Below are 23,098 nucleotides of genomic sequence, written 5' to 3'. Positions count from 1 at the left end.
TCATACCTGGGCCGAGATGGAGCGTCTCAGTTGGGCGGAAAGTTGCCGTTGGGCTCACCTGCCAGAACGAGCAGATCTCACCTCGCGCCGGTCTGCCCGACCGCATCGCAGTGGCATCGTCCTCACGGTTTTCAGGCCTGAAGCGCGGCCTTGGCCTCCCGCTCGCACGGCCCCAAGCGTCTGGCACCAGGTTTTTTTGCCGGCGAATATATTTGACAGGCCCGACCATGATCTGATGGCGGTCACCTAGCCTCGCTGGTATGCTAGCCTCATCGTGATAGGTATGGAGTTCCAGTCATGGAAGCGGAAGAGATGCAGGCGATTGCTGACACCCTCATGCGTGTCGTGACGCCAGGTATGAACCCCAAGCAGCTGCTGAAAGCCGCAAGGAAAGAGCATCCGAAGGCCTCGAAAAAGGACATCGTGTGGGCGGCCTTCTTTTCATTCATCGCCAATGCCGAAGAAGACCACGGAAGGACAAAGAACCTAAAGGCAATCGCCGAAGCCGAGCGCGTTGGCAGCAAAGCCCATTGAGGTCACGCCCCTTTTGGGTCCAACGATTGCCGGCGGCGCTATGCAAGATGGCCGACCGCGGCCAAATCACCGGCGGCGTGCTGGACGGGCCGCTCGCCTTCGACAATGCTATCGACCCAGAGGCCGCGCGGATCAAGGGCATCGGCGGACCGGTTGCGGGCCAAGCACAGGTTTTTGGTGCCGGATCTTGAGTCAGGGAACATGCTGGCCAAGAACCTGATCTTCATGGCCAAGGCCGATGCGGCGGGCATCGTTCTGGGAGCGCGTGTTCCGATCGTCCTGACCAGCCGAGCGGATTCGGTACGGACGCGGCTGGCCTCGGCTGCAGTGGGAACGATTCTCGCCGCCGTGCGGCGTGCGAGCGGGCCCCTGCTCAAGGTGTGACGCACATGGATGTGATCCTTGTTCTAAATGCCGGTTCGTCGAGCCTGAAGTTCCAGATTTTCGCCGTGGGCTCCAAAGGGCCCGAGCGGCAGGTAAAAGGTCAAATCGACGGCATCGGCGTGCACCCTCGCTTTCGCGCCGCAAATGCCGCAGGCGCGGTGCTGATTGACGAGCGGGCCGAGGTGAAGGCAATCCCTGATCTGCCCGCCGCGACCCGCGCGCTAAAGGACTGGCTGCGTGCGCTTTCAGGTTATTCGCTGCAGGCGGTCGGCCATCGCGTAGTACATGGCGGACCGGATTATTCCGCGCCCGTGTGCATCGACGACATCGTGCTGGAGCGGTTGCGAGCCCTCGAGGCGCTGGCGCCGCTGCACCAGCCCAACAACCTGGCCCCGATCCGTCTCGTGCGCGAGCTTGCCCCCGATTTGCCGCAGGTCGCCTGTTTCGACACCGCCTTTCACCGCAACCATCCGGCGGTGGCCGATTGCTATGCAATCCCCCGAGCCTTGCACGACGAAGGCGTGCGGCGCTATGGCTTTCATGGCCTCTCCTACGAATATGTCTCGCAGCGTCTGAGCGAGGTGGCCCCCGAGATTGCGAATGGCCGCGTGATCGTGGCACATTTGGGCAGCGGCGCGTCGATGTGCGCGTTGAAGGCCCGACGGAGCGTGGACAGCACCATGGGCTTCACCGCGCTGGACGGCCTGCCAATGGGCACGCGGCCGGGGCAGATCGACCCCGGAGTGGTGCTGTATCTGATCGATCAGAAGGGAATGACGGCGGCCGAAGTGTCGAGCCTTCTCTACCAGGACTCTGGCTTGAGGGGACTCTCGGGCGTGTCGAACGACATGCGCGAGCTTCTGGCCTGCGACGATCCCCGTGCGGCTTTCGCCATTGACTACTTCGTCCAGCGCTGTGTGATGAACATCGGCGGGCTTGCGGCTGCTATGGATGGCGTGGACGCGCTGGTTTTTACTGCGGGCATCGGCGAGAACGCGCCCGAGATCCGCGCTCGTATCGCGTCCAGGCTAGGCTGGCTGGGAGCGGCTCTCGATCCGCAGGCCAATGCCGCCGCTGCCACGGTGATATCTGCCCCCGGTTCGGCGCTGCGCCTGATGGTGGTCCCCACCGATGAGGAACTGATGATCGCGCGGCAGACCCTGGCGCTGCTGCCCTCCAGCATTTGATCAACCGGAGATACACATGACCCTTCCCATCGCCAAGGCAAGGCTGCTCGAAGGCAAGCGCGGCCTGATCGTCGGTATCGCCAACGACCAGTCTATCGCCTGGGGCTGTGCCCGTGCCTTCCGTGCTCTTGGGGCCGAGCTAGCGATCACCTATCTGTCCGACAAGGCTAAGCCTCATGTCGAGCCGCTTGCGCGCGAGGTCGAGGCCAAGCTGTTCCTGCCGCTGGACGTCATGCAGGACGGGCAGATGGAGACGGTCTTTGACCGCAGGATTGGGGAAAGCTCGATTTTGTAATCCACTCAATCGCATTTTCGCCGAAGGATACACTGCAGGGCCGGGTTACCGATGCCCCGCGCGACGGGTTCCTGAGGACCATGGACGTCTCCTGCTGGTCATTCCTGCGCATGGCCCATCTGGCCGAGCCCCTAATGGAGGATGGCGGTACGCTTTTCACCATGACCTATTATGGCGCACAGATGGTGGTCGAGAATTACAACATCATGGGGGTGGCCAAGGCAGCTCTGGAAAGTGCAGTACGATACGTGGCGGCGGAACTGGGTCCTAAGGGCATCCGCGTCCATGCGGTATCGCCAGGCCCATTAGCCACCCGCGCAGCCTCGGGTATCGCCGACTTCGACTTGCTGCTGGACAAGGCCCGCACCAGGTCGCCCGCACGTAAGCTAGTGACAATCGACGAGGTGGGCGCGACCTGCGCCTTCCTCGCGCTGGATGTCGCGCAATCGATGACCGGGCAGGTGATCTATGTGGATGGTGGCTATCACATCGTCGACTGAAGCAGGAACTATCGCACGGGCCAATCCGGTTGGCACCTTCGGTGAAGTAGGCGTCCGGAATGACCCCACCAGCTTTTTGACCGGAGGCAGTGCCGATGACAGCGCCCCTTGCCGGCCTGGCGTGCGAACGCGTTTCTGGAGAGCCGACGGCCGGCTTCCAGTCGGTCGGAACAAGCTGCCCCGACTTCAAACGGCACCCCGTCGCGCTAATCTCGTCCTGAATTGTTCTGTGCCTAAAGCGCTTTTTATGCGACACTGCGACAGGCTTTAGAGATGCGGGGATGGCTTCCCGATCTGCTGACCCTGCCCGTAGCAATTTTCGGATCGACAGGTTCCGAGCAGCGCATGTATCGCTGCAAATTTTGTTGGCTATCGCCCTAGCCTAAAGTTTGGTCGGGCGGCGTCAGTGTAGACTTCGATAGGAGGTTTCGATGTCTGAGGTTCTGGCTGCAAAAAAAGAAAACAAGAGAACGGACAATAAACGGACGGAAGGAGAACATCTAACCGCGGAGGAGCTTCGCCTGTTGGATGCGTATTGGCGAGCATCAAACTATCTTTCGGTCGGCCAAATCTATCTTCTCGACAATCCCCTGCTGCGGGAACCATTGAAGCGCGAGCACATCAAACCACGACTTCTCGGCCACTGGGGAACGTCTCCAGGATTGAACATGCTTTATGTTCACCTCAACCGGATCATCAAACGCGACGAACTCAACATGATCTACGTCATAGGGCCCGGGCACGGTGGCCCGTCCCTGGTTGCGCACGGCTATCTGGAAGGAACCTACAGCGAGTTCTATCCAAACATCAGCCAAGACGCGGAGGGCATGAAGAGGCTATTCAAGCAGTTCAGCTTCCCCGGCGGTATTCCGAGCCACGTTGCGCCAGAGACGCCTGGCAGTATTCACGAAGGCGGTGAGCTAGGATACGCCTTGAGCCATGCATATGGCGCAACTTTCGACAACCCGGATCTGATCGTCGCCTGCATCGTCGGCGATGGCGAGGCGGAAACCGGCCCACTCGCGACTGGTTGGCATGGCAACAAATTCCTTAACCCGGCCCGCGACGGTTGTGTGCTTCCGATCCTCCATCTCAACGGCTACAAGATCGCCAACCCTTGCTTTCTTGCGCGCATCCCCAAAGAGGAACTGCGGAAGTTCTTTGAGGGCATGGGCTACGCGCCCTACTTCGTCGAGGGGCGCGATCCGGCCGACGTCCATCAGCAGTTGGCAGGCGTGCTCGACACTGCAGTGGCCGAGATCAGGCGGATCTGGGCTGAGGCGCGCAACAAGGGCAACCTGAAGCGGCCTGCGTGGCCGATGATCGTCTTTCGCACTCCGAAGGGGTGGACGTGCCCGGAAGAGATCGATGGCAAGAAGTGTGAAGATTATTGGCGTTCACACCAGGTTCCCATGGGCGAAATGGACAAGCCGGAACACATTCGAATTCTCGAACGGTGGATGAAGAGCTACAGGCCGGAAGAGTTGTTCGACGACGATGGCCGGCTCAAATCCGAACTGGCGGCGCTGGCCCCCACGGGCCATGGCCGAATGAGCGATAATCCGCACGCTAATGGCGGACTGCTCCTCCGCGACCTCAAGATGCCGGATTTCCGCGACTATGCGGTGACTGTTCCCAGCCCTGGCGCAACCACGGCCGAGTCCGCGCGCGCGATGGGCAAGTTTCTCCGCGACGTGATGAAATTGAATTTGGAAAACAAGAACTTCCGCTTGTTCAGCCCGGACGAAAACAACTCCAATCGCTGGCAGGATGTGCTCGAGGTCACTGACCGCTGCTACATGGCCGAGATCTACCCCGAAGACGACCACCTCTCGCCTGACGGGCGTGTGATGGAGGTGCTCAGCGAACATCAGTGCCAGGGTTGGCTGGAAGGATATTTGCTAACAGGCCGCCACGGTTTCTTCTCCTGTTACGAGGCGTTCATCCACATCATCGATTCGATGTTCAACCAGCACGCCAAGTGGCTGAAGGTGTGCAACCATATCCCTTGGCGCCGGCCGATCGCCTCTCTGAACTACTTCCTGAGCTCGCATGTCTGGCGTCAGGACCACAATGGCTTCAGTCACCAGGATCCCGGCTTTATCGATCATGTCGTGAACAAGAAGGCGGAGGTCATCCGGATCTACCTGCCGCCGGACGCCAACACGCTGCTGTCGGTGACCGACCACTGCCTGCGCAGCCGCAACTACGTCAACGTCGTGGTCGCCGGTAAGCAACCGGCGCCACAGTGGCTTAGCATGGACGAGGCCATCAAGCACTGCGCCGAGGGCCTTGGCATCTGGAAGTGGGCAAGCAACGACGAGGGTTACGAGCCCGACGTAGTCATGGCCTGTTGCGGCGATGTACCGACTTTGGAGACTTTGGCCGCCGTCGAGCTTATCCGCAAGCACCTGCCGGACCTAAAAGTGCGTGTGGTCAACGTGGTGAACCTGATGAAACTGCAGCCACAGAGCGAACATCCGCACGGTTTGTCGGACCGCGATTTCGATGCGCTGTTCACCAAGGACAAGCCGATCATATTCGCGTTCCACGGCTACCCGTGGCTGATCCATCGTTTGACCTATCGCCGGACGAACCACGATAACCTGCACGTACGCGGCTACAAGGAAGAGGGCACGACGAGCACGCCGTTCGACATGGTGGTGCTGAATGACCTCGACCGGTTCCATCTGGCGGAGGACGTGATCGACCGCCTGCCGCAGTTGGGCGCTCGCGCTGCCTACTTCAAACAGGCAATTCACGAAAGGCTGATAGAACACCGACAGCACATTGAACGGTACGGCGATGACATGCCGGCAATCAGCGGCTGGAAATGGGGCCTGAGCGGCAAGTCCGCCAAGTCCGCTAAGTCGCAAAAGACCTCGACGGAAGGGGACAACATTTGAATTGTGGTACAACCGCAGGCCTGCCGCATTTACACGATGTCCGAGTGAACCGCGCTTAACAGGGCACGTTTGCGCTATGCCCGAATTGCCGTCAACCGACGCAGACCTGGACCGGCCGCCGACCGATCAGGACCTGGCCCGCCTGCAACTTACGACACTGTTGTACTACCTGCATGAAACGAACCCGGACAACGGTCTGGTCCGCGACAAGACGGAGCCCAACGCCCCGGCGAGCATCGCGGCCATCGGCATGGCCCTGGCCACGCTTCCCGTCATCGTGGAGCGGAGCGTTGTCATACGCAAATTCGCGGCAAAGATCGCCCGCAAGCGACTGCGATACCTGCTGGAATGTCCTCAGGGGCCAGAAGCGGACGCATCCGGCTACAAAGGCTTCTTCTACCATTTCCTGGACATCGAAACTGGTCGCCGGGTCTGGCAATGCGAATTGTCCACCATCGACTCGGCGTTTCTCTTCGCAGGTGCTCTCACGGTTGCCACCTATTTCGATCTGGACAGCCCGGAAGAAGCCGAAATCCGTGATCTCGCCACGACGCTTTACGAGCGTGCCGATTGGCAATGGGCCTGCAATGGAGATGTATCCCTGACACACGGCTGGCGCCCGGAAACCGGGTTCATCCCCCATCGATGGCACGGCTATGACGAGGCTTTGCTACTCTATATCCTCGGTCTGGGCTCGCCGACGCACCCGTTGCAGCGCGAGAGCTATTCCGCCTACACCGCAACCTACGAATGGAAGAATATCTACGGCCGCGAGCTGCTCTATTCCGGGCCGCTTTTTACCCATCAGCTGTCACACATGTGGGTGGACTTCCGAGGCATTCGCGACGACTTCATGCGGCAGCGTGACAGCGACTATTTCCAGAACAGCCGGCAGGCAACGTTCGTCCAGCAAGAGTATGCGATTAGAAACCCGATGGGGTTCGCTGGCTACGGGAAATATTGTTGGGGATTCACCGCGTGCGATGGACCCGGATGGATCACGCGAACCGTCGCTGGCGTAGAGCGGCAGTTCTTCGATTATACGGCGCGCGGCGCTCCGTTCGGCCCCGACGACGGAACCGTCGCACCATGGGTGGTCATAGCCTCGCTGCCATTCGCGCCGGAAATCGTCGTCCCCACGATCCGTAACTTTGCCCGGATGAACCTCGGCATGACACGCCTCTACGGGTTCAAACCATCGTTCAACCAGTCGTATGCCATGGACGATGGTCCCACCGGTTGGTGGGTAACGCCCTGTCACTTCGGCATCGACCAAGGACCCGTCGTGCTAATGATCGAAAACTATCGAACGGGCCTGCTCTGGAACATCATGCGTCGCTGTACGCCGATAGTGGCCGGTTTACGACGAGCAGGCTTTTCAGGGGGTTGGCTGCATCAGGCCAGTGATCCAGATCGGAGGCCATGAAGCCTCGCGGTTGCGCGGCTCAAGAAGGACGAGAAGCGATGAAGGTCAAGGATGTGATGGCGACGACAGTCGTCACTGTGTCGCCGGACAACAGCGTCAGGCGCGCCGCCGGTATCATGTTGGACAAGCATGTGAGCGGTCTCCCCGTGGTCGACGATAAGGGCATGCTGGTCGGGCTGATCAGCGAAGGCGATCTCCTCCGAAGATCCGAACTCGGGCTCCCCACCATTGCTGCATCCGAACACCTCGCATCTTCGGAGGAAAGGGCTAACGCCTATGTGAAGAGCCATGCCTGGAAAGTGGGAGATGTCATGAGCCGCAACGTGATCACAGTCGACGAGGAAGCGGATCTGTCCCATGTGGCGACGCTGATGGCGGAAAACGGCGTCAAGCGGCTGCCGGTGATCCGGAACGGGAAGCTGGTGAGCATTGTAAGCCGTGCCGACCTCCTGCACGCGATCGCTACCGCCAGGTTTGATGATACGGCCGCCGGCGACGAAGCAATACGCCGCAGCATCGTGACGCGCCTCAACGAGGATATCGGCCTGAAGTCCGCCAACGTGACGGTCACCGTAGTGGACGGCCTGGTCCATCTCTGGGGAACCGCCTCTGCAGCGAGCCGGAAGGCAGCCTGTGTTGTTGCCGAGGGCGTGAGGGGCGTCAAAGGCGTGATTGAGCATTTCCCCGACGCTGGAGGTCGATCGGCCTAATCGTGGGAGGCTGACTGGATCGGGATCGGTGATCCCGCCGCAACAATGAGGTAGTCGCACAATGGCGAAGCTGGTTAGAGGAGTGCGGTCAAAGGACGATGGCCCGGCAAACGTGACAGATACTTCCGCCGCCGCCGCCATCCTCTCTAACGGTCGCTATAGCGTCTTACTCACTCCCTCGGGCGCCGGTTGGTCGAGCTGGCAGGACTTTGATGTTACTCGCTGGCGCGAGGATGCCACACGGGACTGCTGGGGCGGGTTTTGCTATGTTCGAGATCTAGCGAGCAACACGCTTTGGTCCATCGGAAATCAGCCAGTTTCCTCACCGCAGAACATCCATAAGCACAGTTTTCATAGTGACAGGGCCGAATTCTCTAATCGCGCCGGGGACATCGAGATTTCTTGGGCCGTATGTGTGGCACCACATGCCGATGCGGAGGTTCGCGCGCTTAATGTTGAAAACCGCGGCGCGGGGAAACGCACTCTCGAATTCACAAGCTATTCCGAAATTTGTCTGAACAACCGGCGCGCGGACATGGCACATCCAGCGTTCGCCAAGCTGTTCGTCGAAACGGAATATGACGGGAAAACGAGCGCCCTGTTCGCGCGTCGGAGACCACGCGACGCAAAGGAGAAGCCGATCTGGGGCGTCCATGCTTCGGCATCAAGTCAGCAATCCATACGGAACGTCGAATGCGAGACTGATCGCGTGAAGTTTCTCGGACGAGGGCGCACGCCGGCAAACCCTTCAATATTTGATACGGACGCCGCACTTTCAGGCACGACCGGCCCCGTACTGGATCCAATCTTCTCCCTTCGAAGGAGAATCCAACTGGAGCCCGGCGAGTCCGCTCGCCTTGCCTTCGTGACGGGTGCCGGCGACGATAGAGAGGTGGTCCAGGCAATCGCGGAGCAATTCTCCAGCATCGAATCGGTTGATTCGACGTTCTCCCAAACTTCGGAAAGGTGCCGCGCGGAGCTTCAAGACATTCAGCTGGATCCGGACGACGTTCTACTGTTTTACCGCATGATCGGAAGTATTGCATTCACCAATCCGAATACCCGTCAGGCGGTGGATTTCAAGAGCAAGGGGTTTAATCGGTCAGTTCTCTGGTCGCGCGGAATTTCGGGTGACCTTCCAATACTCCTGGCTCGCGTCGGAGCTGGAGACGAAACTCTTATTCGCGAAATCCTTCTGGGGCATGAATTCAGCCGTGGCCGAGGGTTGCGATATGACCTGGTCCTGTTTGACGAGCGCGGTTCCAGTAGCGCCGGTCACCTGGTTAAGGAACTGAAGGCGAGTCCCAGAGCGGAGTTCGTGGACAAACCGGGAGGCATCTTTGTCCTGTCTCCAGCCACCGCTTCAGACGACGATATAGCAACGATTTCTGCCGCCGCGCGCGTCGTTCTCCTTAGCAATAGGGGTTCACTCGCAGCTCAGCTTGATCGGCAAAACGTGGCTTCCTCGCTTCCGCCAAAATTGGTGGTGTCTCGAAAGGACGAGCCAACCAAGCCGCCGACTTCCGGTCGGGTCGATGATTTGCTTTTTTGGAACGGCATGGGCGGGTTCTCGGCAGACGGACGGGAATACACCATCTCGGTTGAGTTTGGATCGCAGGGACCTGTCCTACCTCCGGCACCCTGGAGCAACGTCCTAGCGAACGAAAACTTTGGCTGCCTCGCAACCGAAGCCGGTTTTGGATACAGCTGGGCGGGCAACAGTCAAATGAACCGGCTGACGCCTTGGTCGAATGACCCGGTTTCAGATTCGCCCGGCGAAGTAGTGTACCTGAGAGACGAAGAAACCGGCGCGATCTGGACCCCGACGCCGTTGCCGCTTGGAAATCCTACGACCGTCTCCGTTCAACACGGCCAAGGTTACACCCGCTACGAAGCCCAGAGCAGACAATTGCATCAAATGCTCACTGTTCATGTTCCGCGGCACGATGGGATCAAGGTTCTAAATCTGAGATTGGACAATACCGGGAGACGAACGCGCCACCTATCAGCGACGTATTTCGTCGAATGGGTGCTGGGGGCCCATCGTGAGAATGCTGCAATGCAGGTGGTCTGCAAACGCGATGCTGTTTCTGGAGCCATTGCGGCAAAGAATCTATGGTCCGACGATTTCGCCGGAAAACTGGCCTTTGTTGCCGCCAGCCCAGTGGCGAATTCGGCCACTTCCGACCGGACCGAGTTTCTCGGGAAATACGGGTCCGTATTCAACCCATTGGGGTTGAAACGGACTAAGCTCGCAGGACGTTTCGATTCCCTGCAAGACCCCTGTGCTGCGCTGATGGTAGACATCTCCTTGCCGCCCGGCGAGAGCACGGAAATTGTTTTTGTTCTTGGACAAGCTGATGGACAGGATGATCTCCGCAAACTTGTTCGGAAATATGCCAATCCCCAGCGTGCTCGCGAAAGCCTCGCCGCGACTTGCAGCCAGTGGGACGACATCCTGAACACGATACAGATCTCGACACCGGATACCGGCCTGAATTTGATGATGAACCGCTGGCTGCTGTACCAGGTGTTGGCTTGCCGCGTTTGGGCACGCACTTCAAACTATCAATCTGGCGGGGCGTACGGGTTCAGAGATCAGCTTCAGGACGTGATGGCGCTGGTTTACTGCGCTCCTGACGAGACCCGCTCACACATACTGCGATCGGCAGGCCGTCAATTCAGGGAGGGTGATGTCCAGCACTGGTGGCACCCTCCTTCGGGTGTCGGAGTGCGCACGCGCATGACCGACGACTTGTATTTCCTGCCCTATGTCGTCCAGCACTATGTCTTGGCGACGGGCGACTTCGGGTTGCTCGAGGAGAAGGTTCCGTTCATCAATTCGCCCGTACTGAGGGATGATCAGGAGGAGGATTTCAATAAACCCGAAATCAGCGAGGAGACAGTCACCGTCTACGAACATTGCATACGCGCGCTAGAGCATGGTTTGCGTCTGGGCTCTCATGGCTTGCCCCTGATGGGAACGGGCGACTGGAACGACGGTATGAACAAAGTTGGTGCTGAAGGCATGGGCGAGAGCGTCTGGAACGGCTGGTTCTTCCTAACTGTCCTAAGATCATTCGCCCCAATTTGCACCTCACGAGATGACGCAAGCCTTGCCGAATGGTGCTTTGAGCGAGCCGAGACTTTGCGAGTAGCTCTCGAAGCTACCGCCTGGGACGGCGCTTGGTATCGCCGAGCCTATTTCGACGATGGCACCCCCCTCGGGTCGTCTCAGAACGACGAATGCCAGATCGATGCCATCCCGCAGGCATGGTCCGTCATTTCCGGCAAAGCTGATCGCAAACGGGCCTCGCGGGCGATGGACGCGGTCTACGAAAGGCTTGTGCGCGAGGCTGAAGGGCTGATAGCCCTTTTTGACCCACCATTTGACGCCGGCACGTTGCAGCCGGGCTACATCAAGGGCTACGTCCCCGGTATCCGGGAGAACGGCGGTCAATATACCCATGCTGCCGCGTGGGTTGTCTGGGCAACTGCACTATTGGGTGACGGTGAGCGCGCCGTGAGGCTTTGGAACCTGCTTAATCCCATTAGCCACGGAACGACCAAAGATCAGGTCGTGCGTTACAAGGTAGAGCCCTACGTGGTCAGCGCCGACGTCTACGGCGCTCCTCCCCATACGGGACGCGGTGGGTGGACTTGGTACACGGGTTCAGCCGGGTGGATGTACAGAGTGGCGCTGGAGGCAATCCTCGGTCTCCGCCGCCAAGGTCAGTTCCTCCTATTTCAGCCCTGCGTTCCCGCAAGCTGGTCGGGCTACCAGATCACCTATCGGCACCGTCGTGCGACTTATGAGATCCGCTTCGACAATTCTTCCGGCGCTGGCCGAGGGGTGCGCTCGGTCATGATGGATGGGGTCCTTTTGCCAGACGGAAATGTTCCTCTCAGGGACGAAGACCTGACACACGATGTGCGCGTCACAATCGGTCAGTGATCACGATTGATCGGTGGGTCATCCGTCCAGGTCCACCGACCATCTTTACCGCATTCAACAATCGCTTGATAAATATTGCGCTCGTTTCCGCCTTTTTCCGATGTTGATGCAAGTGTTCGAACGCCCGGACAATAGCCCCAGTATTTTCTGGAGCTGTTCGGAACCCAACGTCATCTCGACCCGATCCAGCAGGACGAACCTTGGTGTTCCAAAAGCACTTCGCAAGTGCCAGGAACTGCTGCTCGCTGAGCGACATAACTTTCTCCCAATTTTGCTCACCAGCCAGCCCGCCGGCCTGATTGATAACCTGGTCAAGGCCAAGCTCGTCGAGCACTCGGACAATCCGATCATCCAGCCGCTTTTACTTCTGAATGTACGAGCATCTCGCGCAGTACCCGATGGCAGATAGGACCCGTTGCGGCAGAAACATGACCTCATCAGGACGAATGATGCGTCCGGCGTCATGTGTGGGAATGCCAGCGGTCGCTCTGAACAGCGCCGCGCCCGGCGCGTGAGTGGCTCCGGTAACTAACACGCAGGCCCCAAATGGGATCGATACGGAGGGCGGAGAAACTCCAGCCGATATCGTTGAGGACCGACTAGCCGGGAAAGATCGGTCCTGCCTACAACTCGGCGCCGAGCGCCTTCGGCGTCAACCCTCAAATTCGATCGGCTCCGATGGCAAATCAGGCCGGCCTCCGATTTCTAGGCTAGAGGGGAACCGAATCGAACAGTCCCCGCAAAATCGAAGCGCTTCGGTGGAGCGCCGCGCGCTCCTGTGCATCGAGTTCAGGATAAAGATCTGCGGTCACCCCTTCGCGCCCCACGACCCGAGGAATTGACAGCGCAACACCCTGAACCCCCTCCGTGTACTCGGTAACGATCGAAACAGAGAAGACCGCCTGCTCATCTTGCCTTATCGCGCCGATGAGCCGAGCGAGGCCGGCTGCGATGCCGTAGTAGGTGGATCCCTTTCCCCGGATAATTGTATAGGCAGCATTTCTGGTCCTGTCGTCGATCTCCGCTCGGACTAAGTCTGTGATCGGGGCTCCGACCTGTGTAGCGAAGGTCGCAATCGGAACCGCTCCTGCGCGGGCGCTGGACCAAGCCAGTACCTGGCTGTCGCCATGTTCTCCCAGCACATATGCGTGGATGGAGCGAGGCGAGACGTGGAGATGCGCTCCCAGCAAACTGCGAAACCGAGCTGAATCAAGGATGGTGCCTGATCCAATCACGCGGCCTGCCGGCAGGCCTGAAATCACCTGGGCGATCTGGGTCATTATGTCGACCGGGTTCGATGCGATCAAAAGGATCACATCGGGACAAACGCGCATGATTTCGCCGATGATATCGCGGAAGATTGCCGCGTTCCGCCCGAGAAGGTCAGTCCTTGTCTCGCCGGGGCGCTGCGCGGACCCCGCTGCAATGATGACTATTCCAGCATTTCGAAGCCGGTCGTAGTCGCCGCTCGTAATCGACATGCCCGAGGCAAACGGAAGGGCATGGGCGATATCCAGAGCGTGTGCCTCGGCCAAAGCCGCATCCAAATCAACCAGCACAACCTCACTAGCCACCCCGCGAAGGCCAAGAGCATATGCAGCCGCACTGCCCACCATCCCAGCTCCGACAATGCCGACTTTCATCTTTTTTCCTCCTGTGCGGAACCCGGCCTATTCTAGACCATCGCTAGAAGACGCCAAATGGTCGTAGCGATAGTGACATTGTACGGAAGGTTCCCTTGGCTTGGAACCAAGATAGGGCCCAGTGGCACGCAAGCCGGCTCTTGTGTGACGGGTTCATGCTATAGCCACCTCCGAAGCGCGATGGTCCGCCAGCCGCAGGATCGCCTCCACGCGGGCGAAGCCCAAATCCCGTAGTGGGCCATGGTACGTCTGCCATGTCTCACCATAACCCGGATCCGTGTGCGGATCGTGCCAATCAGCCACAGAACGAGATCCGGATCTTTAGCCGTTCTCAAGCGGGATAGATCATCGTCGGGCAGACGGATGGTGCTTCGTTGCGACAGCCCTCGGTAACTACAGCTTACTGGCCTGTCTGAGGGGTTTTGTCCGAGGGCGCTAACAAGACGTTGGCGATCGGATACAGTGGCTTCACTGCGGAGTGCAAGAGGATGGCATGCCGGAGACCACGGCGAACTTCGTCGCGCCAGACTTCCTGGCCCTTACAATTGGCATCGTCGTCTTCTTCGTAGGCGTACTGATCACGCAGCGCGTGTCGTTCCTCCGCACTTACAACATTCCCGAACCGGTCACTGGCGGCTTTGTCGCCGCCGAGCGCGACGTGGCAGTTCGATTTAAGCCGTCGTGGCTATTGCTTTCGAGGATCGTCCGCCGGATTGATGTACTTGATGCCCCACGGGCCATTGGTGGTGAGTTGGAGAACCGTCTCCTCGTCGAAGTAAGCAAAATGCGCCATGCCTTGCGGCAAAGCGAACAAGGCAAGCGCCATCGTAGCCGGAGCAGCGGCGCTGAACCAAGCGCGGCCCGGCACTCGCGAGCGGGGTAGGCCAGCAAATACCGGGCCTGACCGGTGGGGCTCAGTGGCGGCACCGGCCGGTTAATATATACGCTACTGCTAATATAATCGGAACATACCCAAATGATCTAGGTGGAGCATGACCGACAAGCCGCCCACCACCTACGTCGTGATTGAACTGGTTGGAAAAGCTGATTGGAGTGACGGCTTTTCCCTGGTTTGCGGGCGGCACGCTCGGTTTGGCAGCAGGCGTATGGCTGGACACGGTTATGCGCCGCCTAGATGGACGCTATCCTGTCGGCCGAACGGCCAAGGCCAAATTGCTCGCGGCCGATCTGGAGACCTTGGCATATCGGATCGATTCGGCAACCAGAGCGCCCCACATCTCCACCGGTCATTTCCCAGCCCTTTTTTTCCGAAATCGAAATCGCTACGACGAAGCTTGAGCAAATGGGTTTTGACCCTTTTGCGGAGCCCCGCGACTTCGACAACCCAGTGGAGTTGCTTAGGAAGGTGTCTGCCATCTTCAAGTTCATCTCGCCCCTGCTGAGAGTTGGCGATATCGAAAAAGCTAAAAGGCTATCGACTGCCGTCCAAGCGACACCACCCCTGTTGGGGCGCCACTAATGCTTGTTCGTTATTTGTACGTAAGAACAGTAAAGCGGAAGATTATGCAAGTAAATCAATAGCCTATGGCGGAGGGAGTGGGATTCGAACCCACGGTACCGTTCCCGGTACGGAAGTTTTCAAGGCTTCTGCCTTAAAACTCGGCCATCGCTCCCAGAGCGCAGGCTCCCGTCCTAGGGTCTATTCTTCTGAAGGGCCGATCGTTTGCAAGCTCACACTCTGAACTCAGCGCGCACGGTTCGTTTTGCGCTCGTGTATCGCCAGGAACAGTGATCGTCCGTTGCTCAGCAGGGCGAGTGCGTCGCTCGTAAGGCGTGGGGAAACGTGAAGCCACGCTGTCCAGCGGGGCTCGCCGCGGATCTTGTCGATGAGCCCCATGCCCGGGGGTGGCTTGTAAATCGGGATCTGCCTACCGCGGTATTGACGATATTTGGGCGAGCCGTGCTCATCCCGCTCCTGCACATCCTTGAGCGTCGCACGAATGTCGCCTGAGCCCAAATTGTCGCCATAGATTGTGACCTCATAGGTGTCGCCCGCCCGTTCCTCCGGGTAGGTGGATATTCCGGCGACGGTCAGTCGCGTAGTGAACCGATACAGTGGGTCGTCATCATCTGAGTCCCAAGCGGACTGCGGCGTGTAGACGTTGTAGTTGACGGCAGCTTCGACGCTCGCTTCGCAGTGTTCTACTCTGATGGCGAGATGCGTATGTTCGTCTTCGTGCCCTTTCTGGCGCTTCGTCTTGCGGGGCATCAGATCCTCCGTCTAACGATCTATCGATTGATGATGGCTTGAGGAGTCATCCCAAACCCTCTCGCATCATAGTTCGGATCTCGCGACACGTTGCCGTTTGCCCGCGACTGCTGCTGGACTCGGGCGGCACTGAATCGGCCGCGGCAGCACTGTTTTTCGGGTCTCTTATCGGGACCGAAGTTTGGGTGGAAAAGCTAAATTATTGATTTTGTTGGTACGCCCAAGGGGAATCGAACCCCTGTTCCCGCCGTGAGAGGGCGGTGTCCTGACCGCTAGACGATGGGCGCGTTCAAGAACCGGCGATATAGGCTGACGGTTGGGAAAAAGCAACTGGGCTTCCGACGTTTGGTGAAAGCCTCGAAATGTCCGGCGCAAGCCTATCGTTTCGGCTCGATCAGGTCCCACAGATTTCCGTAGAGATCGGCAAACACTGCCACCGTGCCGTAAGCCTCATGGCGCGGCGCTTCGCGGAATTCGACGCCCTTTTCCAGCATTGCCTGATGATCCCTGGCAAAGTCGGACGTTTCGAGGAACAGGAAGACGCGGCCGCCGGTCTGGTTGCCGATGCGGCTTTCCTGCTCCTCGTCGGACGCTTCGGCCAGCAGCAGCCGCGCGCCCTGGCCGTCAGCCGGTGTCACCGTGACCCAGCGCTTGCCGCCGCCGAGATCGACATCCTCGATCAGCACAAAACCGAGACGCTCGACATACCAGGCGATCGCCTCGTCGTAGCTTTTGATCACCAGCGCGACGGTCGCCACGCGACGATGTTCAGCGAACCCGGTCATTGTTGCGGCCCGGTTATTTGCTGCGACCAAGTCATTTGTTCCGGATCGCAAAGCGGCCAATGATGCGGCGCTCGGCGATGTCGTAGACGAAGATGGTGCGGCTGCCGTCGGCGAGTTCGGCATCGATCGAAATCCGGTTGCCGGACAGCGACTGGCTGACCACCCTGGCGCCGACGGGCAGCACGATGTCGCCGCTGACCGGCTCGCCAGCCGGCACCTGGATGTCGCTGGCCAGTGGCGGGCTGGCGGGCGGCGCCTTGCGGGCTTTGTAGACAAGCGCTCCGATCACCACCATAAGGGCGAGCAGCAGCAGGCCGAGATTGATGGCCATGAAGCGCAAGAGTTTCTTCCGCACGCCTTCGACTTCGGGGTCGAGCGGCTTTTCTTGGTCTTCGTCGGCAATTGGCCTGGCCATGACAAATATTCCGGAACTTTCTTTCGATGAGCGCTCATAGCGAAGACACCCAGCAATTCATAGAGGCCGCGCCGACCGTGCTGGAGGCCGGCACCGAGGCGGCCGGCCAGCGCCTCGACCAGTGGCTGGCCGGAATGCTCGGGCCGGATATGTCGCGCAATCGGGTGCAGATGCTGATCAAGCAGGGTGCCGTCAGCATCGGCGGCAAGCCAGTCGACGAGGCCAAGCGCAAGCTGGCCGCCGGCGACGTGGTGTCGGTCGTCATGCCGGAGCCGGAGCCGGCCACGCCGCAAGGCGAGGCGATTGTGCTCGATATCCTCTATGAGGACGCCGAGCTGATCGTCATCAACAAGCCGGCCGGGCTGGTCGTCCATCCCGGCGCCGGCAACTGGACCGGGACGCTGGTCAATGCGCTGATCCACCATTGCGGCGACAGCCTTTCCGGCATTGGCGGCGTCAAGCGGCCCGGCATCGTCCACCGCCTCGACAAGGAGACCAGCGGCGTCATGGTCGTCGCCAAGACCGACCGCGCCCACAAGGCGCTGTCGGAGGCCTTTGCCGACCATGGGCGGACCGGCGACCTCCAGCGCGCCTATCTGGCTTTGGTCTGGGGCATTCCGCCAAGGCCGACCGGCACGGTCGACGCGCCGCTCGGCCGCGCCGCCGACCGCGTGCGCCGCGCCGTGGTGCCGGTGGGCCGCGACGATGCCCGCCACGCGATCACCCATTTTACCGTGGTCGAGCGCTTCGGCGAGCGGCAGCAGGAGTTCGCCACCGCCAGCCTGGTCGAGTGCCGGCTGGAAACCGGCCGCACCCACCAGATCCGCGTCCACATGGCCCATACCGGTCATCCGGTGGTTGGCGACCCCGATTACGGCCAGGCCTTCCGCACCAAGGCCAACCGGCTGCCCGAGCCGCTGCGAAGCGAAGTCAAGGCATTTCCGCGACAGGCACTGCACGCGCGCCTACTTGAATTTCGCCACCCCGCCACCCATCTGACGATGCGGTTCGAGGCGCCGATACCGAGGGACATGGAGGCACTCGGCGGCGGCTTCCGCAAGCTCTGAACCCGTCATCAAGGCGCTTCAAACCAACCATCAAAAAACCTGACTGGCGTTGTTCACTTTGGCGTGACACACTGTTTCGTGTTGAACAAATGCCTGTCTTTTCTGGTTTTGTTCCTATATACACCAGTTGCCGCGAGCGAGCCTTTTGGTGCTCGCGTCACATGCCCGCCGCGTTTCGGGGGCATCACTCCAATAGAGAGGGGGCGCTACCATGGCCCAGTCACTACCCAGTATCGTTTCCGGCGAAGGCGGCCTCAGCCGCTACCTGGAAGAAATCCGCCGCTTTCCGATGCTTCAGCCGCAGGAAGAGTACATGCTCGCCAAGCGCTACGCCGAGCATGAGGACACAACGGCTGCGCACAAGCTCGTCACCAGCCATTTGAGGCTCGTCGCCAAGATCGCCATGGGCTATCGCGGCTACGGCCTGCCGATCGGCGAGGTGATCTCGGAAGGCAATGTCGGCCTGATGCAGGCCGTCAAGAAATTCGAACCGGAGCGCGGCTTCCGGCTCGCCACCTATGCCATGTGGTGGATCAAGGCCTCGATCCAGGAGTACATCCTGCGCTCGTGGAGCCTGGTCAAGATGGGCACCACCGCCAACCAGAAGCGCCTGTTCTTCAACCTGCGCAAGGTGAAGGGCAAGATCCAGGCGCTCGACGATGGCGACTTGAAGCCCGACCAGATCGCCGAGATCGCCACAAGGCTCAACGTCTCCGAAGCGGAAGTGGTGTCGATGAACCGCCGCCTGTCGGGCGACGCCTCGCTCAATGCGCCCATCCGGGCGAGCGAAGGCGAGTCCGGCGAATGGCAGGACTGGCTGGTCGACGACCACGAAAGCCAGGAAGAGATGCTGATCGAGCAGGATGAGCTGGAAAACCGGCGCACCATGCTATCGGGCGCTCTTGCCGTGCTCAACGAACGCGAGCGGCGCATCTTCGAGGCGCGCCGCTTGGCCGAGGAGCCGCTGACGCTTGAAGAGCTGTCGACCGAGTTCGACATCAGCCGCGAACGCGTGCGCCAGATCGAGGTGCGCGCCTTCGAGAAGGTGCAGGACGCGGTCAAGGCCGCCGCCAAGCGCCAGATGCAGGCGCTGCGCACCATCGAGGCACAGCCGGCGGCGTAAAGCCCTCCGGCACGAGAACAAAAGGCGGCGCCGGGAAACCGGCGCCGCCTTTTTTATGGCCTTTGATGGCCGAACGAATTGGCCCTGCGCCTCAAGCAGTGGGCTGCTTGGTCTTTCTCAGATAAGGCAAAATGGTGTCGAAGGCGCCGAAGCGCTTGATCGCGTCCTCGTTGGAGACCGCGGCGGTGATGATGACGTCCTCGCCCTGCTTCCAGTTGGCCGGCGTCGCCACCTGATGCTTGGCCGTCAGCTGGATGGAGTCGATGACGCGCAGGATCTCGTCGAAGTTGCGGCCCGTGGTCATCGGATAGGTGAGCACCAGCTTGATCTTCTTGTCCGGGCCGATGACGTAGACCGAACGCACCGTGGCGTTGTCGGCCGGCGTGCGCCCTTCCGAGGTTTCGCCGGCGCCCGCCGGCAGCATCTCGTAAAGCTTGGCGACCTTGAGTTCCTTGTCGCCGATCAGCGGGTATTTCACCACCTGGCCGGTCGCGGTCTTGATGTCGTCCTGCCATTTGTCGTGGCTCGAGACCGGGTCGACCGAAATGCCGATGATCTTGACGTTGCGTTTTTTGAATTCGCCCTCCAGCCCGGCCATGGTGCCGAGCTCGGTCGTGCAGACCGGCGTGAAATTCTTCGGATGGCTGAAAAGCACCGCCCAGCCGTCGCCGATCCATTCGTGGAAGCTGATTGTGCCTTGCGTGGTTTCGGCCGTGAAATCCGGCGCGATATCGTTGATACGAAGACTCATGACGTGTCCCTACCCTTTGACTTTGCCGCCGGCACAGTCAGCCCGCCGGCGCCGCCTGGTCTTCTTAGCACTGTAGGAGCATCCTTAAAACGCTGGCGGACACCGGCGCCGAGACCTATGGCGAATAATTTTCGCCCTTTTCGTGGAAATGCAGCAATTCTTCCGGGACACCCGCAGCCGGGCAGTTCTCAGGCCTTCTTCACCGCCAGGGTAGTGGCCAGATCCTCCATGCGCTGGGCGAGCGCGCCAAGCGCGCTGGTCAGCACGGAATCGCTCTTGTCGGCCTTCGTCAGCGCCTCGTCGCGCGTCTTGCGCAGGGTCAGCACTTCACTCTCCATGCCCTTGACGCGTTTTTGCAGTTCCGAAAGCTCGTCCATGACCATGATACCGGCCATGACGGTCAGCCGCTGGTCGCCGATCTCGCCAAAAGAATCCTTCAGATGCGAAACATAGCGGTCGAAGCGCTCGGCAAGGTCGATCAGGTGCTCTTCCTGGCCCTCGTCGCAGGCCATGCGATACTGCTTGCCGTCGATGGAAACCGTAACCTGTGCCATGGGCCTACCTGTCCAGTACCGCGCGGATGGTTTCCATCGCGGTCACCAGCCGGCGCGACACTTCCTTGTTGGCATCTTCCAGCCGTTCGGCGCGCGCTTCGGAATTGTCGAGTTCCTGCGCCAGCCTGGAGCGGTCGGCGTTCATGCGCTGCACCTCGGCCTCGGCTTCCGAATAGTCGCGCTCGTGCTCGAGCTTGGCCGCGACGGCGTTTTCAAGGCCCTCGATGGCTTTACCCAGCCGGGCTATGACTTCCTTGAGCGTCGTTTCCCCGGTCATGGCTTTGTCCTGTACCCTGCCCATCACCGAATTGTTCGCGTTCAGAACGCGTTATGTCGGAAACATTAGGCGCCGTGTGAAGGCGACGTCAACAAAGCTCTCGCGACTGTCCCCTGCTAACGCTAATGTAGAGGGGTTGCGGCATCACAAGCCCGGCAAAAACGCACCGATTTGTTGACTCAAGGGCCGCGCCTGCTATGTGTCGCGCACCCTTTCCAGGCCTCTCCCAAGGCCCCAAACCCCCACCCCGGAGGAAGCATGACCTCGCGTGAACAACATGATCGGATGGCCAACGCGATCCGTTTTCTCTCCATGGACGCCGTCGAGAAGGCAAATTCCGGCCACCCCGGCCTGCCGATGGGCTGCGCCGACATCGCCACCGTGCTGTTCACCCGCTTCCTGAAATTCGACGCCAAGGCTCCGCATTGGGCCGACCGCGACCGCTTCATCCTGTCGGCCGGCCACGGCTCGATGCTGCTCTATTCGCTGCTCCATCTGACCGGCTACGAGGACATGACCCTCGACCAGATCAAGAATTTCCGCCAGCTCGGCTCGAAGACCGCGGGCCACCCTGAATACGGCCACGCCGCCGGCATCGAGACGACCACCGGCCCGCTCGGCCAGGGCCTCGCCAATTCGGTGGGCTTCGCGCTCGGCGAGCGCATCATGAACGCCGCCTTCGGCAACGACCTCGTCGACCACTACACCTATGTGCTGGCCGGTGACGGCTGCCTGATGGAAGGCGTCTCCCAGGAGGCCATCACGCTGGCAGGCCATCTCAAGCTCAACAAGCTGATCGTGTTCTGGGACAACAACAACATCTCCATCGATGGCCCGGTTTCGCTGGCCGACAACACCGACCAGGTCGCGCGCTTCCAGGCCTCCGGCTGGAACGCCAGCCACATCGACGGCCAGGATCCGGAAGCGATCGCCTATGCCATCGAGGCGGCGCGCCATTCCGACAAGCCGACGATGATCGCCTGCAAGACCACCATCGGCTTCGGCGCCCCGACCAAGGCCGGCACCAACAAGGCGCATGGCTCGCCGCTCGGCGCCGAGGAAATCGCCGGCGCCAGGAAATTCTTCGGCTGGGATGCGGCGCCTTTCGAGATTCCGGCCGACATCCTCGACGCATGGCGCGCCGCCGGCAAGGCCGGCGCCAAGGCGCGCAGCGACTGGGAAGGCCGTCTCGTCAAGGCCGACGCCACGCTGCAGGCCGAGTTCGAGCGCCGCATCGCCGGCAAGCTGCCGTCGAATTTCGATGCCGTCATTGCCGACTACAAGAAGAAGCTCTCGGCCGACAAGCCGAAGGTCGCTACCCGTAAATCGTCGGAAATGGCGCTCGAAGTCATCAACGGCGCGGTGCCGGAGACCATCGGCGGCTCCGCCGACCTGACCGGCTCCAACAACACCAAGACCAGCCAGACCAAGAACCTCACCCCGGACGATTACGGCCAGCGCTATGTCCACTACGGCATCCGCGAGCATGGCATGGCGGCGGCGCTCAACGGCCTGACGCTGCATGGCGGCTTGATCGCCTATGGCGGCACATTCATGTGCTTTTCCGACTACGCCCGTCCGTCGATGCGCCTTGCCTCGCTGATGGGCATCGGCTCGATCTTCGTCATGACCCATGATTCCATTGGTCTGGGCGAAGACGGCCCGACCCACCAGCCGGTCGAGCATCTGGCGGCACTGCGCGCCATTCCGAACCACAATGTGTTCCGCCCGGCCGACGCGGTCGAAACCGCCGAATGCTGGCAGCTGGCGATCGAGTCGAATAAGACGCCTTCGACGCTGGCGCTGACCCGCCAGAACCTGCCGACGGTGCGTACCGAATACGCCGCCAGGAACCTCAGCAGCCAGGGCGCCTACGAACTGGCCGCAGCCAGCGGCGAAGCGGCGGTGACGATCTTCGCCACAGGTTCCGAGGTCGAGATCGCGCTTGGGGCGCGTGACTTGCTGGAAAGGCACGGTCATCCGACCCGCGTCGTCTCGGTGCCCTGCTTCGAACTGTTCGACCAGCAGAGCGAGGACTACCGCAACAAGACGATCGGCAACGCGCCGGTGAAGATCGCCATCGAGGCCGGCATCCGCCAGGGCTGGGATCATCTCATCGGCACCGACGGCATCTTCATCGGCATGACCGGCTTCGGCGCTTCCGGCACGATCGAGCAGCTCTATCCGCATTTTGGCATCACCGCCGATGCGGCCGCGAAGGCGGCGGAAGCCCGCCTGCACAGCAAGTAAGGCCTTGAGGGCCGGCCCGCGAATTGCTTCAAGCGATTTCGCGGGCTGGCTCAACCTAATCGATTTAAATCCACGCCTTGCATGGCTGGATTCTTCGCCCGTCCGC

Annotated in this window: 19 protein-coding genes, 2 tRNA genes and 2 pseudogenes; 13 read left to right on the top strand and 10 right to left on the bottom strand. The window is 60.4% G+C overall.

All coding sequences use genetic code 11. From position 1 onward, the window contains the following. Nucleotides 1-297: 297 nt before the first annotated feature. The 8 genes and pseudogenes from AC1RUK_RS31510 (at nt 298) to AC1RUK_RS31475 (ending at nt 11,897) form a co-directional block, all read left to right on the top strand. Nucleotides 298-534 carry a hypothetical protein gene (locus AC1RUK_RS31510; protein WP_481837511.1) on the top strand — a complete coding sequence of 79 codons (237 nt, stop codon included), beginning with the start codon at nt 298-300 and terminating at the stop codon, nt 532-534. A 32-nt stretch (nt 535-566) separates the two neighbouring features. Continuing rightward, nucleotides 567-918 (top strand): annotated as a pseudogene (locus AC1RUK_RS31505) (phosphate acyltransferase); the annotation flags it as partial. A gap of 5 nt (nt 919-923) precedes the next feature. Then, nucleotides 924-2,105, top strand: coding sequence for an acetate/propionate family kinase (locus AC1RUK_RS31500; protein WP_436169390.1), 1,182 nt, complete (start codon nt 924-926; stop codon nt 2,103-2,105). 16 nt (nt 2,106-2,121) lie between these two features. Then, a pseudogene (fabI, locus tag AC1RUK_RS31495) lies at nt 2,122-2,900 on the top strand (enoyl-ACP reductase FabI). A gap of 431 nt (nt 2,901-3,331) precedes the next feature. After that, nucleotides 3,332-5,806, top strand: a complete 2,475-nt coding sequence (locus AC1RUK_RS31490; RefSeq protein ID WP_436169389.1) for a phosphoketolase family protein — start codon at nt 3,332-3,334, stop codon at nt 5,804-5,806. Between the two features lie 76 nt (nt 5,807-5,882). Further along, nucleotides 5,883-7,232 (top strand): glucoamylase family protein, encoded by a 1,350-nt coding sequence (locus AC1RUK_RS31485; protein ID WP_481837512.1) that lies wholly within the window; start codon nt 5,883-5,885, stop codon nt 7,230-7,232. A 38-nt stretch (nt 7,233-7,270) separates the two neighbouring features. Further along, the gene (locus AC1RUK_RS31480) at nt 7,271-7,942 is read left to right on the top strand and encodes a CBS domain-containing protein (protein ID WP_481837513.1); all 672 of its coding nucleotides are present in this window, start codon (nt 7,271-7,273) and stop codon (nt 7,940-7,942) included. A 61-nt stretch (nt 7,943-8,003) separates the two neighbouring features. Further along, complete coding sequence (locus AC1RUK_RS31475; RefSeq protein ID WP_481837514.1) at nt 8,004-11,897, top strand: GH36-type glycosyl hydrolase domain-containing protein; 3,894 nt, start codon at nt 8,004-8,006, stop codon at nt 11,895-11,897. Here the strand turns inward: AC1RUK_RS31475 and AC1RUK_RS31470 are convergent. Beyond that, nucleotides 11,881-12,231 (bottom strand): hypothetical protein, encoded by a 351-nt coding sequence (locus tag AC1RUK_RS31470; protein WP_481837515.1) that lies wholly within the window; start codon nt 12,229-12,231, stop codon nt 11,881-11,883. The two genes, AC1RUK_RS31475 and AC1RUK_RS31470, sit on opposite strands and share 17 nt — an antisense overlap. Nucleotides 12,232-12,607: 376 nt before the next feature. Then, complete coding sequence (locus AC1RUK_RS31465) at nt 12,608-13,540, bottom strand: L-lactate dehydrogenase (protein ID WP_419696773.1); 933 nt, start codon at nt 13,538-13,540, stop codon at nt 12,608-12,610. 493 nt (nt 13,541-14,033) lie between these two features. Between AC1RUK_RS31465 and AC1RUK_RS31460 the strand changes: the two genes are divergently transcribed. Then, on the top strand, nt 14,034-14,423 hold the full coding sequence (locus AC1RUK_RS31460; protein WP_481837516.1) for a sodium/glutamate symporter: 390 nt from the start codon (nt 14,034-14,036) through the stop codon (nt 14,421-14,423). 152 nt (nt 14,424-14,575) lie between these two features. Next, nucleotides 14,576-14,839 (top strand): hypothetical protein, encoded by a 264-nt coding sequence (locus tag AC1RUK_RS31455; RefSeq protein ID WP_481837517.1) that lies wholly within the window; start codon nt 14,576-14,578, stop codon nt 14,837-14,839. Between the two features lie 247 nt (nt 14,840-15,086). On the opposite strand, the gene AC1RUK_RS31450 is transcribed toward AC1RUK_RS31455, so the two are convergent. From AC1RUK_RS31450 to AC1RUK_RS31430, 5 genes are all read right to left on the bottom strand, one after another. Beyond that, nucleotides 15,087-15,174, bottom strand: a tRNA-Ser gene (locus AC1RUK_RS31450). Nucleotides 15,175-15,245: 71 nt separating this feature from the next. Next, nucleotides 15,246-15,770 (bottom strand): hypothetical protein, encoded by a 525-nt coding sequence (locus AC1RUK_RS31445; protein ID WP_481837518.1) that lies wholly within the window; start codon nt 15,768-15,770, stop codon nt 15,246-15,248. 212 nt (nt 15,771-15,982) lie between these two features. Then, nucleotides 15,983-16,057 (bottom strand) — tRNA-Glu (locus AC1RUK_RS31440). A 90-nt stretch (nt 16,058-16,147) separates the two neighbouring features. Further along, complete coding sequence (locus tag AC1RUK_RS31435) at nt 16,148-16,555, bottom strand: VOC family protein (protein ID WP_481837519.1); 408 nt, start codon at nt 16,553-16,555, stop codon at nt 16,148-16,150. 31 nt (nt 16,556-16,586) lie between these two features. Further along, nucleotides 16,587-16,970, bottom strand: coding sequence for a fimbrial protein (locus AC1RUK_RS31430; protein ID WP_481837520.1), 384 nt, complete (start codon nt 16,968-16,970; stop codon nt 16,587-16,589). A 26-nt stretch (nt 16,971-16,996) separates the two neighbouring features. On the opposite strand from AC1RUK_RS31430, the gene AC1RUK_RS31425 reads away from it, so the two are divergent. Both AC1RUK_RS31425 and rpoH read left to right on the top strand, forming a co-directional pair. Further along, a complete protein-coding gene (locus AC1RUK_RS31425; protein ID WP_481840163.1) occupies nt 16,997-18,037 on the top strand; it encodes an RluA family pseudouridine synthase in 1,041 nt (346 codons plus the stop codon). Nucleotides 18,038-18,248: 211 nt separating this feature from the next. Continuing rightward, the gene (gene rpoH, locus AC1RUK_RS31420; protein ID WP_436169518.1) at nt 18,249-19,160 is read left to right on the top strand and encodes an RNA polymerase sigma factor RpoH; all 912 of its coding nucleotides are present in this window, start codon (nt 18,249-18,251) and stop codon (nt 19,158-19,160) included. Between the two features lie 91 nt (nt 19,161-19,251). Here rpoH and AC1RUK_RS31415 read toward each other — a convergent pair whose 3' ends face one another. The 3 genes from AC1RUK_RS31415 to AC1RUK_RS31405 form a co-directional block, all read right to left on the bottom strand. After that, nucleotides 19,252-19,911, bottom strand: coding sequence for a peroxiredoxin (locus tag AC1RUK_RS31415; protein ID WP_120013472.1), 660 nt, complete (start codon nt 19,909-19,911; stop codon nt 19,252-19,254). A gap of 188 nt (nt 19,912-20,099) precedes the next feature. Continuing rightward, entirely contained in the window at nt 20,100-20,465 is a 366-nt protein-coding gene (locus AC1RUK_RS31410) for a cell division protein ZapA (RefSeq protein ID WP_120013473.1), read from the bottom strand. Between the two features lie 4 nt (nt 20,466-20,469). Beyond that, nucleotides 20,470-20,742 carry a DUF4164 domain-containing protein gene (locus AC1RUK_RS31405; RefSeq protein WP_006200774.1) on the bottom strand — a complete coding sequence of 91 codons (273 nt, stop codon included), beginning with the start codon at nt 20,740-20,742 and terminating at the stop codon, nt 20,470-20,472. A gap of 258 nt (nt 20,743-21,000) precedes the next feature. Between AC1RUK_RS31405 and tkt the strand changes: the two genes are divergently transcribed. Next, nucleotides 21,001-22,992, top strand: a complete 1,992-nt coding sequence (tkt, locus tag AC1RUK_RS31400) for a transketolase (protein ID WP_481837522.1) — start codon at nt 21,001-21,003, stop codon at nt 22,990-22,992. The last annotated feature ends 106 nt before the right edge of the window (nt 22,993-23,098 follow it).

The organism is Mesorhizobium monacense (assembly GCF_056781675.1).
Note: the sequence above shows the minus strand (reverse complement) of the source record. Positions and strands in the feature narration are given on the sequence as shown.

Excerpts from the sequence above, each read along its gene's own strand:
- AC1RUK_RS31510 (WP_481837511.1), top strand. The coding sequence starts at position 298 with ATGGAAGCGGAAGAGATGCAGGCGATTGCTGACACCCTCATGCGTGTC.
- AC1RUK_RS31500 (WP_436169390.1), top strand. The coding sequence starts at position 924 with ATGGATGTGATCCTTGTTCTAAATGCCGGTTCGTCGAGCCTGAAGTTC.
- AC1RUK_RS31490 (WP_436169389.1), top strand. The coding sequence starts at position 3,332 with ATGTCTGAGGTTCTGGCTGCAAAAAAAGAAAACAAGAGAACGGACAAT.
- AC1RUK_RS31485 (WP_481837512.1), top strand. The coding sequence starts at position 5,883 with ATGCCCGAATTGCCGTCAACCGACGCAGACCTGGACCGGCCGCCGACC.
- AC1RUK_RS31480 (WP_481837513.1), top strand. The coding sequence starts at position 7,271 with ATGAAGGTCAAGGATGTGATGGCGACGACAGTCGTCACTGTGTCGCCG.
- AC1RUK_RS31475 (WP_481837514.1), top strand. The coding sequence starts at position 8,004 with ATGGCGAAGCTGGTTAGAGGAGTGCGGTCAAAGGACGATGGCCCGGCA.
- AC1RUK_RS31465 (WP_419696773.1), bottom strand. The coding sequence starts at position 13,540 with ATGAAAGTCGGCATTGTCGGAGCTGGGATGGTGGGCAGTGCGGCTGCA.
- AC1RUK_RS31460 (WP_481837516.1), top strand. The coding sequence starts at position 14,034 with ATGCCGGAGACCACGGCGAACTTCGTCGCGCCAGACTTCCTGGCCCTT.
- AC1RUK_RS31445 (WP_481837518.1), bottom strand. The coding sequence starts at position 15,770 with ATGCCCCGCAAGACGAAGCGCCAGAAAGGGCACGAAGACGAACATACG.
- AC1RUK_RS31435 (WP_481837519.1), bottom strand. The coding sequence starts at position 16,555 with ATGACCGGGTTCGCTGAACATCGTCGCGTGGCGACCGTCGCGCTGGTG.
- AC1RUK_RS31430 (WP_481837520.1), bottom strand. The coding sequence starts at position 16,970 with ATGGCCAGGCCAATTGCCGACGAAGACCAAGAAAAGCCGCTCGACCCC.
- AC1RUK_RS31425 (WP_481840163.1), top strand. The coding sequence starts at position 16,997 with ATGAGCGCTCATAGCGAAGACACCCAGCAATTCATAGAGGCCGCGCCG.
- rpoH (WP_436169518.1), top strand. The coding sequence starts at position 18,249 with ATGGCCCAGTCACTACCCAGTATCGTTTCCGGCGAAGGCGGCCTCAGC.
- AC1RUK_RS31415 (WP_120013472.1), bottom strand. The coding sequence starts at position 19,911 with ATGAGTCTTCGTATCAACGATATCGCGCCGGATTTCACGGCCGAAACC.
- AC1RUK_RS31410 (WP_120013473.1), bottom strand. The coding sequence starts at position 20,465 with ATGGCACAGGTTACGGTTTCCATCGACGGCAAGCAGTATCGCATGGCC.
- AC1RUK_RS31405 (WP_006200774.1), bottom strand. The coding sequence starts at position 20,742 with ATGACCGGGGAAACGACGCTCAAGGAAGTCATAGCCCGGCTGGGTAAA.
- tkt (WP_481837522.1), top strand. The coding sequence starts at position 21,001 with ATGACCTCGCGTGAACAACATGATCGGATGGCCAACGCGATCCGTTTT.